13 protein-coding genes are annotated in these 12,486 nt (G+C 60.4%); 7 read left to right on the top strand and 6 right to left on the bottom strand.

Annotated elements, in window-relative coordinates; all coding sequences use genetic code 11:
- The first annotated feature begins 24 nt into the window (after positions 1 to 24).
- Together tesB and AOA61_RS29215 are read left to right on the top strand one after the other, a co-directional pair.
- Positions 25 to 894, top strand: coding sequence for an acyl-CoA thioesterase II (tesB, locus tag AOA61_RS29220; RefSeq protein ID WP_032884635.1), 870 nt, complete (start codon positions 25 to 27; stop codon positions 892 to 894).
- Positions 891 to 1,478 carry an HAD family hydrolase gene (locus tag AOA61_RS29215; RefSeq protein ID WP_099603258.1) on the top strand — a complete coding sequence of 196 codons (588 nt, stop codon included), beginning with the start codon at positions 891 to 893 and terminating at the stop codon, positions 1,476 to 1,478. Before tesB ends, AOA61_RS29215 begins: the two co-directional genes overlap by 4 nt.
- A gap of 131 nt (positions 1,479 to 1,609) precedes the next feature.
- Here AOA61_RS29215 and AOA61_RS29210 read toward each other — a convergent pair whose 3' ends face one another.
- Genes AOA61_RS29210 through AOA61_RS29200 form a run of 3 tightly spaced genes read right to left on the bottom strand, consistent with a single transcriptional unit; the run spans position 1,610 to position 3,943 of the window.
- Positions 1,610 to 2,584 carry a hypothetical protein gene (locus AOA61_RS29210; RefSeq protein WP_099603257.1) on the bottom strand — a complete coding sequence of 325 codons (975 nt, stop codon included), beginning with the start codon at positions 2,582 to 2,584 and terminating at the stop codon, positions 1,610 to 1,612.
- Positions 2,585 to 3,472, bottom strand: a complete 888-nt coding sequence (locus AOA61_RS29205; RefSeq protein ID WP_032884638.1) for a neutral zinc metallopeptidase — start codon at positions 3,470 to 3,472, stop codon at positions 2,585 to 2,587. It abuts the gene before it with no gap.
- Between the two features lie 57 nt (positions 3,473 to 3,529).
- Positions 3,530 to 3,943 (bottom strand): membrane lipoprotein lipid attachment site-containing protein, encoded by a 414-nt coding sequence (locus AOA61_RS29200; RefSeq protein WP_095186226.1) that lies wholly within the window; start codon positions 3,941 to 3,943, stop codon positions 3,530 to 3,532.
- Between the two features lie 198 nt (positions 3,944 to 4,141).
- On the opposite strand from AOA61_RS29200, the gene AOA61_RS29195 reads away from it, so the two are divergent.
- Complete coding sequence (locus AOA61_RS29195) at positions 4,142 to 5,020, top strand: DMT family transporter (protein WP_099603256.1); 879 nt, start codon at positions 4,142 to 4,144, stop codon at positions 5,018 to 5,020.
- Between the two features lies 1 nt (position 5,021).
- Here AOA61_RS29195 and AOA61_RS29190 read toward each other — a convergent pair whose 3' ends face one another.
- Positions 5,022 to 6,356 (bottom strand): MFS transporter, encoded by a 1,335-nt coding sequence (locus AOA61_RS29190; protein ID WP_032884641.1) that lies wholly within the window; start codon positions 6,354 to 6,356, stop codon positions 5,022 to 5,024.
- Positions 6,357 to 6,588: 232 nt separating this feature from the next.
- Between AOA61_RS29190 and quiC the strand changes: the two genes are divergently transcribed.
- Positions 6,589 to 8,490 carry a 3-dehydroshikimate dehydratase QuiC gene (gene quiC / locus AOA61_RS29185; RefSeq protein WP_099603255.1) on the top strand — a complete coding sequence of 634 codons (1,902 nt, stop codon included), beginning with the start codon at positions 6,589 to 6,591 and terminating at the stop codon, positions 8,488 to 8,490.
- Between the two features lie 80 nt (positions 8,491 to 8,570).
- Entirely contained in the window at positions 8,571 to 9,236 is a 666-nt protein-coding gene (locus AOA61_RS29180; protein WP_099603254.1) for a TetR/AcrR family transcriptional regulator, read from the top strand.
- 47 nt (positions 9,237 to 9,283) lie between these two features.
- On the opposite strand, the gene AOA61_RS29175 is transcribed toward AOA61_RS29180, so the two are convergent.
- Both AOA61_RS29175 and aroQ read right to left on the bottom strand, forming a co-directional pair.
- Positions 9,284 to 10,132 (bottom strand): shikimate dehydrogenase, encoded by an 849-nt coding sequence (locus AOA61_RS29175; RefSeq protein WP_032884644.1) that lies wholly within the window; start codon positions 10,130 to 10,132, stop codon positions 9,284 to 9,286.
- Positions 10,129 to 10,578 (bottom strand): type II 3-dehydroquinate dehydratase, encoded by a 450-nt coding sequence (gene aroQ, locus AOA61_RS29170; protein WP_099603253.1) that lies wholly within the window; start codon positions 10,576 to 10,578, stop codon positions 10,129 to 10,131. The genes AOA61_RS29175 and aroQ overlap by 4 nt, the downstream gene beginning before the upstream one ends.
- Positions 10,579 to 10,785: 207 nt before the next feature.
- Here aroQ and AOA61_RS29165 point away from each other — a divergent pair, with 207 nt between their 5' ends.
- Together AOA61_RS29165 and AOA61_RS29160 are read left to right on the top strand one after the other, a co-directional pair.
- Complete coding sequence (locus AOA61_RS29165; RefSeq protein WP_095186230.1) at positions 10,786 to 11,307, top strand: RNA polymerase sigma factor; 522 nt, start codon at positions 10,786 to 10,788, stop codon at positions 11,305 to 11,307.
- A gap of 64 nt (positions 11,308 to 11,371) precedes the next feature.
- Entirely contained in the window at positions 11,372 to 12,370 is a 999-nt protein-coding gene (locus AOA61_RS29160) for a FecR family protein (protein ID WP_099603252.1), read from the top strand.
- The last annotated feature ends 116 nt before the right edge of the window (positions 12,371 to 12,486 follow it).

Raw genomic sequence — 12,486 nt, 5'->3', positions numbered from 1 at the left:
CCCATAGATTGTAGGAGTTGCTCTATGAGCCAAGTATTGGAAGATCTGGTGGACCTGCTGACCCTGGAGCCGATCGAGGAAAACCTCTTTCGCGGCCGCAGCCAGGACCTGGGTTTTCGCCAACTGTTCGGCGGTCAGGTGCTCGGCCAGTCGCTGTCGGCGGCCAGCCAGACCGTTGAAGAAGCGCGCCACGTGCATTCCCTGCACGGTTATTTCCTGCGCCCCGGCGATGCCGCGTTGCCGGTGGTTTATTCGGTTGACCGTGTGCGTGATGGCGGCAGTTTCAGCACGCGCCGCGTGACCGCGATTCAGAAGGGCCACCCGATCTTCACCTGCACCACGTCGTTCCAGTACGACGAAGAAGGCTTCGAGCACCAGACCACCATGCCCGTGGTGGTCGGCCCGGAAAACCTGCCGTCGGAGCTGGAATTGACCCAGCAGCGCGCGCACCTGATCCCCGAGCACATGCGTGACAAGCTGCTGTGCCCGAAGCCGATTGAAGTGCGACCGGTCACCGAAAAAGACCCGTTCAACCCGCAGCCGTCCGACCCGGTCAAGTACGTGTGGTTTCGTGCCGACGGCGCGTTGGCCGACACACCGGCGCTGCATAAATACCTGCTGGCCTACGCTTCGGACTTTGGCCTGCTGACCACCTCGTTGCTGCCCCATGGCAAGACCGTGTGGCAGAAAGACATGCAGGTCGCCAGCCTCGACCACGCGTTGTGGTTCCACGCGGATCTGCGTGCCGATGACTGGTTGCTCTACGCCATGGACAGTCCGTGGGCCGGCAATTCCCGTGGGTTCTCCCGTGGCAGCGTGTACAACCGCGCCGGGCAACTAGTGGCCTCGGTCACCCAGGAAGGCTTGATCCGCCATCGCAAGGATTGGGCATGAGCCTGAGGGAGGTTAAGCACTGGGTGTTCGACATGGACGGCACCCTCACGGTGGCCGTGCATGACTTCGCGGCGATTCGTGTGGCGTTGGACATTCCCCCCGAGGACGACATCCTCACTCACCTCAGCGCATTGCCGGCGGACATCGCGGCGGCCAAGCATGCCTGGTTGTTGGAGCACGAGCGCGAGTTGGCACTCGGTTCTGTTGCGGCTGAAGGCGCGGTGCAATTGGTACGCGAATTGGCCGGGCGCGGTTATCGCCTGGGCATCCTGACTCGCAATGCGCGGGAGCTGGCCCACGTGACGCTGGAAGCAATTGGCCTGGCTGACTGCTTTGCGGTCGAGGATGTGCTGGGCCGAGACGATGCGCCACCCAAGCCCGATCCGGGTGGGTTATTGAAATTGGCGGCGGCGTGGGATGTATCGCCGAGCGAGATGGTGATGGTCGGCGATTACCGTTTTGACCTGGACTGCGGCCGGGCGGCGGGGGCCAGGACGGTGTTGGTCAACCTGCCGGAGAATCCGTGGCCGGAGCTGGCGGATTGGCATGCTGAAGATTGCGCTGCATTGCGCCGGATGATTTAACCCAAGCAATAGAGATCAAATGTGAAAGGGGCTTGCCCCCGATAGCGGTCTGTCAGTTAAAAAATTGCTGACTGACACACTGCTATCGGGGGCAAGCCCCCTCCCACATGTTGAGACTGTTTCTTCAGGTATTACTGAGTGAACAGCACCTTCTGGCCTTCGGGCGAAGTAAATATCTCATCCCCGTTATGCCCCACCCCTGGCACCTCAACCAGCGTCTGGCTCAACTGCGGATGCCGGTGTTTGAGGTAGTCAAAATAGTTATGCCCACGCATCAGCCGATAGGCGCCCTGTGTCTCTGCCTCACAGCTTTTATCCAACGCAGGATGGTTCGGATCAGTGTCTTGCTGGCCCAGCAGGTAGGTGATGTCCCGTGACACGTAGGCCTGCTCCAACTGTTCGACGCTTTGGCCTTTGGCGTAGGCCGGCAGGTGTTGCAGGCCGTACTTCCAATCGTTGAAGCCTGGGCAACTGGCGGTATCGAACTGCACCGGTCGCTGTCGGCTGAAGTAGGCATAGGACGACGGGTTGGCCACCACATAGCGCAGGCGGATGCCTTCGTTTTTCAGGGTTGGGTGATCATGGCCGGTGAGGGCGAAGCGCTGCACTACCTGGCCACCGCCGGAATGGCCGGCGACGACGATTTCCTTTAAAGCTGGAAACAGCGTGCGGTTGCCCAGGTGCTTGATGATCTGGTCAAGGGCGCCGTAGGAGCTGACTTGGCCTGGGCCGATGGAAGGCTCGCCGGCCATCCAGTCGTTGCCGTTCCAGCGCAGTACTTGGCCGTCCAGATGGTTGCGCTTGATGTCGGACGCATTCAGAAACTGCGGCGCGAGGACTAGCGTATTCGCGCTAACGCCTGCGTGCTCGGCGGCATCGATACCGCTTTGCAGGTAGGTCTGCGCATTGCGTAGGCGACCATGCACAAGAATCAGGGCGCGGGTGACGTTAGGCAGCGGCTGGCGCCAGTCCTGGCTCACGCCGAGGCTGAGGTCGCCGGCGTCCAGATGAAAACGATCGGGGCTGACGACTTTGACGCCGTGTTCAGCCGCCAGGGTTGAGCACGACACTAATAAAGTCAGCAGCAAGCCCCATCGCTTATTCATTTAAAGACTCTTGGCCGTGAAGGTGTCGCATTGGGTGATCTGGCCCTGGGCGAAACCGGTCTTGAACCAGCGAACCCGCTGTGCCGAGGTGCCGTGGGTAAACGAGTCCGGCACCACGCGCCCTTGACCCTGTTGCTGCAAGCGATCATCGCCGATGGCGTTGGCTGCGTTCAGGGCTTCTTCAATGTCGCCGGCTTCCAGCCAGTTCAGGCGTTTTTGCGCACGGTTGGCCCACACGCCGGCAAAACAGTCGGCTTGCAGCTCCTGGCGTACCAGTAGACCGCCGTCGCCTTGCATCTGCCGACCCTGTTGGCGCGCATTCTGGATCTTCGAGGAAATACCGAGCAACGTCTGCACATGGTGCCCAACTTCGTGGGCGATCACGTAGGCCTGGGCGAAATCGCCGGAGGCCTGGAAGCGTTGGGACATTTCCCGGAAGAAATCCAGGTCCAGGTAGACCTGCTGGTCAGCCGGGCAATAGAACGGACCGCTGGCCGAGGTGGCGCCACCACAGGCGGAATTGACCCGGCCACGGAACAGGATCAGTTTCGGGTTCTTGTACGTCAGGCCGTTTTCCTGAAACACCTGAGCCCAGGTGTCTTCGGTATCGCCGAGCACTGCGCGGACGAAATCGGCGTGTTCATCATTGGCCGGCGGCGCTTGGCGCGACTGCGTGCTGACGGACGGCGCCTGTTCCATTTGGCCGGTCAATTGGCCGAGGATCTGCATCGGGTCCTGGCCGGTCAGCCATCCAATGCCGACGATCAGCACAATCGCGGTCAGGCTCAAACCCTTGCCACCGCCAAAACGCATGCCGCCACCGCCGCCGCCACTGTCCTCGCGGGCATCCACCACGTTGTCGCTGCGTCGGCCTTTTTTCCATAGCATGGGGGCAATCCTCTTGATGAACGGTCCTACAAAAATGTGGTTTGAGTATGGCCGGTATTAGCGGCAATACCCTTCTCCGGTGGCGACGATCAGGCAGTCTTTTTTATCGGCCAGCCATTTCAGCCCAGTGGCTTCGCCGTCGCCGGCACGCAGCAATTGCGGGCCGTCCGGGCGGGTGAAGGCGATACCGTCTTCAGCTGCTTCGCCCTTGAAGGTGCCGGAATCGTCCGCATCAAGGCCGTATTGCATGGTGAGAACGTAGTGGCCACGGCCGATGGTGTCGTCCTTGGCGATAGTCAGGTTCAGGCCTTCGACGCCGATCCACTTACCGACCCATTTATCGGTGGGTGGGGTCTCGGGCACCAGGGTGGCCTGCACAGAGGCGGGCGCGGGTTTGGGCGTTTCCTTGGCCTCCTGGTTGCAGGCGCTGAGCAGGGCAAGGGTAGACAGAACAAAGAGGGTTTTTTTCATAGCAGCAGGCCTTGGTTAAAAAGTGTGCAGCACGGGGGCGAACGTGCAGGGTTGGACTCGGTTCCCGTGATTTAGTGCGCTGTTCGCCCGGTGTTTGGTTATGCTCTTTGGGCAGACTTCGGCCCGGCTGCTAGATTACCGGGTTGAGTGCTTCTTCGTTCAGCGCTCAGCGTTCCGCTCGCCACGCAAGAGAATTCAATGACCCTTAGTACCCCGTTGTCCGGCGTCAACCATCCCTTCAAAGGCATTCTGCTGATTGTGGCGGCGACGTTCCTGTTCTCCAGCCACGACGCCTTGTCCAAATACTTGGCCGGTTTTTACCCGATTGTGATGGTGGTATGGGCGCGCTACCTGGTGCACACCTTGTTGATGGCCGGTATTTTCCTGCCGCAATCCGGCTTGCGCGTGCTGCGCAGCAAACGGCCAGGCATGCAGGTGGTGCGGGCGTTGTGCCTGTTGGGCACCAGCCTGTTTTTTACCTCGGCCCTGCATTACATCCCGCTGGCGGAGGCCACTGCGGTGAACTTCCTGGCGCCGATCCTGGTGACCGCGCTGTCGGTGCCGCTGCTGGGTGAGCACGTCACGCGTGGCCAATGGCTGGCGGTGATCTGCGGGTTTGTCGGCGTGTTGGTGATCATCCATCCCGGCGGTGAACTCTTCACCCCGGCGGTGTTGCTGCCGCTGTGCTCGGCGCTGTTCTTCTGCTTCTACCAGTTGCTCACACGCATCCTCAGCCAGTACGACACGCCAACCACCAGCAATTTCTTCGCCGGGCTGTGCAATACCCTGGTGATGAGCGCGATGGTGCCGTTCTTCTGGCAGATCCCCACGCTGTGGCATGGGGTGATGATGCTGGCGCTGGGCACGTGCGGGATGACCGCGCACTTGATGCTGACCCAGGCGTTCCGCTTTGCGGCGCCGGCCTTGCTGGCGCCGTTCGGCTATTGCCAGATTGTGTTCGCGGGGTTGTTGGGTTGGCTGGTGTTCAGCCATACCCCCGATATGACCACGGTGGTGGGTATCGGGGTGATCTGCATGAGCGGGTTGGCCGCTGCCTGGCAGCAGCGGCGTCGGTAAATCAGGCGTCGACGGTAGGAATCTTGCGCGGCGCCATGAAGTACATCCACGTCAGCGCTATGAAGTACATCGCCGGGATCAGGGTGAACAACACGGTGTAGTTGTTGTTGGTCACGGTGAGGATATGGCCGACGATCTGGGTCATGAACATGCCGCCGATGGCTGCGCACATGCCGCCGAAGCCGAACACGGTGCTCATCATGTGCTTGGGCGTGTAGTCCATCACCAGGCTCCAGATGTTGGCGGTCCAGGCCTGATGCGCGCCGATGGCCAGGGAGATTGCAAATACCGCGACCCACAGTTGGCTGGAACCGGCCGCCATGATCACGCCGACGATGCAGCAGGCAAACAGCAGCATCGACAACAGCCGCGCCTTGATCGAGTTCATCCCACGGCCGATCAGGAATGACGACAGGATGCCCCCACCCACGCTGCCGAAGTCGGCGGTCAGGTAGATGATGATCAATGGGATGCCCATCTGGGTCACGTTGATGCCCAGGTTGTATTGCTGGTTCAGGAACGGCGGCAGCCAATACAGGTAAAACCAGAACACCGGCGCGGTCAGTGCGTAGGCAATCGCAAAGGCCCAAGTGCCGCGCATACGCAGGATTCGGCTGAACGGCACGCCAGGCTGTTCCGGCTCGACTTCCCGTTGCACGTAATCCAATTCTGATTGTTTAACGTTCGGATGATCTTCCGGGTTGTAGTACTTCAACCCCCAGAACACCAGCCAGATCGCGCCCAGCGATGCCATGCACAGGAAGGCAGCCTGCCAGCCCCACACATGCAGGATCAGCGGCAGCAGCATTGGCGTCATCATCGCGCCAACGTTGGTACCGGCGTTGAAAATCCCGGTTGCCACGGCGCGTTCACCGGCGGGGAACCACAGGCGCGTGGTCTTGACGCAGGCCGGGTAGTTGGCGGCTTCGGTCAGCCCAAGGATAAAGCGACAGACCATAAAGCCGACGGCCGAAGTGGCCAGGCCGTGGGCGCCGGTGGCCAGGCTCCACAGCAGCACCGCGCAGAAGAACACGCGTTTCACGCCGACCTTGTCGATCAATCGGCCTTGCAGCACAAAGCCAATCGCGTAGCCCACCTGGAACCAGAAGTTGATGTTGGCGTAGTCCATCGCCGTCCAGCTCATCTCTTTGGCGAGGATCGGTTGCATCACGCCCAAGGCAGCGCGGTCGATGTAGTTGAGGGTGGTGGCGAAGAACACCAGGGCCAACATGCCCCAGCGAGTTTTACCGACGGCCATGGCGCCGCGGATCTTGTCGCCGATGCCGGCGTGCGGGGTGCCGGGGCGCGAAGCCAGGGCGGAGTTTTGCGAAGGCATGTGGTTGTACCCGTTTTTTGAAATTTTTATGGTGTGTTCTGGGTCTTTTCTAAACGTTGGTGCGGGATCGATGGTGCGCAGCGGCTAAAAAATCGTCAATTCGCCCAAGAGGCTTAGTGTTCGATAATCGCACCAAAAACTAACCGGTTCGTACATTTTAATTGCTGTGAGTAGTTTAGCGGCCAATAATTTGCCGTAAATAAGACGAGCCTTAAATGCCGGGAGTCGCGCTATGCAACGTTCCATTGCCACTGTTTCCTTGAGCGGCACCCTGCCGGAAAAGCTTGAAGCCATCGCCGCCGCCGGGTTTGACGGGGTTGAGATCTTCGAGAACGACCTGTTGTATTACGACGGCAGCCCACGGGAAGTTAGGCAGATGTGCGCCGACCTCGGCATCGCCATTACCTTGTTCCAGCCATTTCGCGACTTTGAAGGCTGCCGACGCGACCGTCTGGCGCGCAACCTGGAACGGGCCGAGCGCAAATTCGACCTGATGCAGGAACTGGGCACGGACCTGGTGCTGGTGTGCAGCAACGCCTCGGCCGATTGCGTCGGCGATGAACGTATTCTCCTCGATGACTTGAGCCTGCTGGCCGAACATGCCGGGCGCCGCGGCTTGCGCATCGGTTATGAAGCACTGGCCTGGGGCAAGCACGTGAACACCTGGCAACAGGTGTGGAATCTGGTGCGTCAGGTTGATCACCCAAGCCTCGGCGTGCTGCTCGACAGCTTTCATACCCTGTCGCTCAAGGGCGACCCAACTGCCATCGCCGAGATCCCAGGCGACAAGATCTTCTTTGTACAAATGGCCGACGCGCCGATCCTGGCCATGGATGTGCTGGAGTGGAGCCGCCATTTCCGCTGCTTCCCCGGTCAGGGCGAATTCGATCTGGCGGGCTTTTTGGCGCCGATCATCAAGAGCGGCTACACCGGGCCGTTGTCCCTGGAAATTTTCAACGATGGTTTCCGTGCGGCGCCGACTCGGGCCAATGCCGCCGATGGCCTGCGTTCTCTGCTGTACCTGGAGGAGAAAACCCGCCAGCGCCTGGCCGAGGAGGCGCCTGCCACGCCGGTCGATATCCTGTTTGAAACCCCGGCGGCCAGCGAATACGACGGCATTGAATTCCTTGAGTTTGCGGTCGATGAAAACCTCGGTGCCAAGCTGACGAACTGGCTGGAACGCCTGGGTTTCGTCAAGGCCGGGCAGCACCGCTCCAAGAGCGTGAGCCTGCTGCGCCAGGGCGATATCAACCTGATCCTCAACTGCGAACCCTATTCCTTCGCCCATAACTTTTTCGAAGCCCATGGACCGTCGTTGTGCGCCACGGCGATCCGGGTCAAGGACAGCGCCAAGGCTCTGGAGCGAGCGGTCGCCTATAAAGGCCAGCCCTATCGCGGACTGGTCGGGCCTAACGAGCTGGAGTTGGCGGCCGTGCGCGCGCCGGACGGCAGCTTGATTTACCTGGTGGACCAGAGCGAGGGTGGTTTGTACGACACCGATTTCAATCTGCAATCCGCTGCGACCGACGCCGGTGGTTTGCTGCGTATCGACCATATGGCCATGGCCTTGCCGGCCGACAGCCTCGACAGTTGGGTGCTGTTCTATAAGAGCTTGCTGGACTTTGAAGCTGATGACGAAGTGGTGTTGCCCGACCCCTACGGCCTGGTGAAAAGCCGCGCATTGCGCAGCCGTTGCAGCTCGATTCGCCTGCCGCTGAACATCTCCGAAAACCGCAACACTGCCATTTCCCACGCGCTATCGAGCTATCGCGGTTCGGGCGTGCACCACATTGCCTTCGATTGCGCGGACATTTTCGCCGAGGTGCGCCGCGCGAAAGAGGCCGGCGTGCCGCTGTTGGATATCCCGCTCAACTATTACGACGACCTGGCTGCACGCTTTGATTTTGACGATGAGTTCCTCAGCGAGTTGGCGTACTACAACGTGTTGTACGACCGCGACGCCCAGGGCGGTGAGTTGTTTCATGTGTACACCGAACCGTTTGAAGGGCGGTTCTTCTTCGAGATCATCCAGCGCAAGAACGGTTACGCCGGCTACGGCGCGGCCAACGTGGCGGTGCGTCTGGCGGCGATGGCCAAATCCCGCAGCGGTGCAGTGCGTCAGGCACGTTTATAAGAGGGTGTCGGGTGCTTCCTTCGGGGAGCACCGGGCCCCATAATCGCGGCCTGCAAAATAAAAATGGCCGTGAGCGCACCATGACCTCAAGTCCCGAACTCCCCGAGGTGCCAGACGCACCGCGCAAGAGTCGTAAGAACAATCCGGAAAAGACCCGCGAGAACATCCTCCAGGAAGCCATTGTGGAGTTTGTCCAACAGGGCCTGTCCGGCGCTCGCGTGGACGCCATTGCCGAGCGCATCCACACCTCCAAACGCATGATCTATTACTACTTCGGCAGTAAAGAGCAGTTGTACGTTGAGGTTTTGGAAAAGCTCTACGGCGATATCCGCAACACCGAAGCACGCATGAACCTTACGGCGCTGGAGCCGCGTGAGGCGATTCGGCGGCTGGTGGAATTCACCTTTGATCACCACGATCAGAACGTGGATTTTGTGCGCATCGTCAGCATCGAAAATATCCACAATGCCGAGTATGTGAAACGCACCGACACGATCAAGGCGATGAACAGCAAGATCCTTGAAGGGCTGGGCGCGACATTGCGCCGAGGCTCCGAAATGGGGGTGTTCCGTGAAGGGCTGGAGCCGCTGGATGTGCACTTGCTGATCAACTCATTCAGCTTTTACCGCGTGTCCAACCGCCATACGTTCAGTGAGCTTTTTCAGATCGAGCTGTCGGATGAAGTGGTTAAACAGCGGCATCGCGAGATGATCTGCGAGTCGGTGTTGCGTTACCTGCAGGCCTGAATACAGCGCCTAACCCAATGTGGGAGGGGGCTTGCCCCCTCCACATTTCAGGCATTCATGCTCTTGAAGTGCGCCAACATCCGCTGCGCATCCGCCGCTTGACCACTGAACAACTCAAACGCCTTTACCGCCTGAAACACCGCCATATTGCCGCCATCCAACGTGCGGCAACCCAAGGCGCGGGCGTTGCGCAGCAGTTCGGTTTCCAGCGGGAAATACACGATTTCCGCGACCCACAATTGCGCCCGCAACAGAGTCGCCGGCACCGGCATACCCGGCAGTTTGGCCATGCCCATTGGCGTGGTGTTGACCAGACCATCGGCCTCGGCCATCGCGTTGTCTAAATCAAGACCCACTTGCGCACGACCGCTGCCGAAGCGCTGGGCGAGGTTATCCACAAGGTCGCGGGCGCGGCTGGCGTCCACGTCGAAAATGCTCAAGTGCTCCACACCCTCAGCCAACAGCGCATGGGCCACCGCCGCGCCCGCACCACCGGCGCCCATCTGCACCACGCGCTGACGTGGCACATCATTAAGGTTGCGCCGGAAACCTTCGGCGAACCCCAGGCAATCGGTGTTGTGGCCGATGCGTTTGCCGTCTTTGAACACCACCGTATTCACCGCGCCGATACCCCGTGCTTCATCGGACAGTTCATCGAGCAGCGGTAGGATGGCCTGTTTGCACGGGTAGGTAATGTTCAGTCCGGTGAAGTGCATCTGCTCGGCTGCACGCAGGAGGTCGGGCAGGGCGTTGGTGTCCAGGTGCAGCGGCTCCAGATCAATCAGGCGATACAGGTAACGCAAACCTTGGGCGTCGCCTTCCTGTTCATGCAGAGCGGGGGTACGGGAAGCCTGGATACCGGCGCCGATCAGGCCGGCGAGGATGCGCGGTTTCATTGAGCCGATCCCTTCAACAATTGGCTGAAGTGTTCCAGGGCCAGGTGGTAGCCGTGGCTGCCAAAACCGGCGAGCACCGCTTTGGCGATGGGCGACACAAAGGAGTGATGACGAAATGCTTCGCGGGCATGCACGTTGGATAAATGCACTTCGATCACCGGCACTTCACTGGCCACCAGAGCGTCACGAATCGCCACCGAGGTGTGCGTCCAGGCCGCAGGATTGATCACGATACCGGCGCAACGGCCACGGGCGCCGTGGATCCAGTCCAGCAGTTCGCCTTCGTGATTGGTCTGGCGAAATTCGATTTTCAGCCCGAGCTTATCGGCACTGCGCCCGCACAGGGCGGCGACGTCGGCCAGGGTTTCATGGCCGTAGGTGGCGGGCTCGCGGGTGCCGAGCAGGTTGAGGTTGGGGCCGTTGAGCACCAGCACGATAGGCGGCATTGGGGGGGATCTCCACAGTTCTTGTTCGTTGTGCAGATAAAATGTACTGGTTAGTTAATTTGGTCAATTGATGGCGGCGGATGTGTTCGATTACCGAACTTTTAATCAGGTGTGCCCCTAGCTGAATCGGATTAGATATCAATTGAAAATCATTCTCGACAACGCTTAAGATGCCCGCCTGTTTCCTTTTCATTCCAGGGAGTCGGTTTGTCGGACGTGGATCTCAAGGGCCTGTTTCTCAAGCACGCTGATACCCTGCGCGGGTATCTGGCTCGCAAGGTACGGGACCCGCAGTTGGCGGCCGACCTGGTTCAGGAGAGCTTCCTGCGCCTGGCGGAAAAACCACCCGGCGAGCGCATCGACAATTCCCAGGGCTATCTCTATCGAACGGCGAGCAATCTGCTGATCGACCATATCCGCCAGGAAGCACGGCGCAAGACCGATTCCGTGCCTAATGAGGCGCTGGCCGAGATTGAAGATGAAGTGGCCGGGTTGGAGGCTCAGGCAATGGCGCAGCAACAGCGGCAGGCATTGAAGCAGGCATTGGCGGAGTTGCCGGAACGAACCCAGCAGATCTTCCGTCTGAATCGGATAGAGGGCATGACTCATGCCCAGGTTGCGCGGCACTTGGATATATCAGACAGCTCCGTACAAAAGCACCTGGCCAAGGCGTTGGCGTATGTCATGCAGCGCTTGCAGGACGGTCAGGTGGCGCCATCCGACGAGTGAGTTACGGAAAAACCTCCGCTCAGACGTCACAGCGTTACATAACGAAAAAATTCGAGATTCACACGTGAATATCCAGGGTCCGCAACAGCACAGCATTACCGAGGCCGCCGCCGATTGGGCGGTGCGCCTGCACGCCGCTGCCCTGACCGACCAGGAGCAGGCCGAGCTGCGCCAATGGATTGCCTGCGACAGCCGCCATGAAGCGGCGCTGCGCTTTGCCGAGCAGACCTGGGCAGCGTTGGGCGAGGTGCATAAGGACGAGCCAGTGCACCGTCAGCGTCCGGCGGCGGCGACGCTACCGGTGCGCCGAACCCCGCGACGCAGGCCGTGGCAACGTGCGGCGGCGGTGGCGCTGGTGGTGGTGGTCGCCGGCGTGGGTTGGGTGCGCGGGCCGGAGGCCTGGCTGCGCATGCAGGCCGATTACGTGACCCAGAAGGGCGAAGTGCGCACCGTGCACTTGGCCGATGGCAGCACGGTAGAACTGGATTCCGCCAGCGCCATCCGGCTGGACTACGACGGCGTGCAGCGGCGCATCAGCCTGATCCAGGGCTCGGCGATTTTTGACGTGGCGCCGATGGTGGGTAAGGAAACCCGGCCATTCGTGGTGCAGAGCGCCGGCGGGCAGACGCGGGCGCTGGGCACGCGGTTTGTGGTGCAGCGTGAGGACGACCGCCAGGGCTGGGTCGGCGTGTTGCAGCACAGCGTCGAAGTCTCCCTGCACGCCACACCGAAAAAAGGCCCGAGCGACCACGTGCTCAAGGAAGGCCAGGCCGCCCGCTACAGCCCCGCGCAGGGCATCGAGCCCTTGGATCAGTTTGATGTAGAGCGTGCCACCAGTTGGCGGCGTGGCGTGTTGATTTTTGATCGTCAGCCCTTGGCCAAAGTGATTGAGCAGCTCAACCGCTACCGCCCCGGTCAGGTGGTGTTGACCCATTCCGACCTGGGTGAACGTGAAGTCAGCGGCGTGTTCCGCCTAGACATGCTCGACACGGCGCTCGGCACCCTGACTCAGGAACTCCAGGTGCAACGCTTGGACTTGGCAGGCCTCAGCCTGATCTATTAATGACCTGGCGGGAGGTCTGCTCCCGCCCGCTTAAAACCCCCCGCACGAAAAACTTTTAAAAAGTCTTACTGACTTCCTGCGCCTCGTACGTCTTGCTAGGTGAGAAGCATTCGCAT

Origin of the sequence: Pseudomonas sp. 2995-1 (assembly GCF_002742505.1) — a bacterium.
In the GTDB taxonomy this organism is placed as follows: Bacteria; Pseudomonadota; Gammaproteobacteria; order Pseudomonadales; family Pseudomonadaceae; genus Aquipseudomonas; species Aquipseudomonas sivasensis.
Note: the sequence above shows the minus strand (reverse complement) of the source record. Positions and strands in the feature narration are given on the sequence as shown.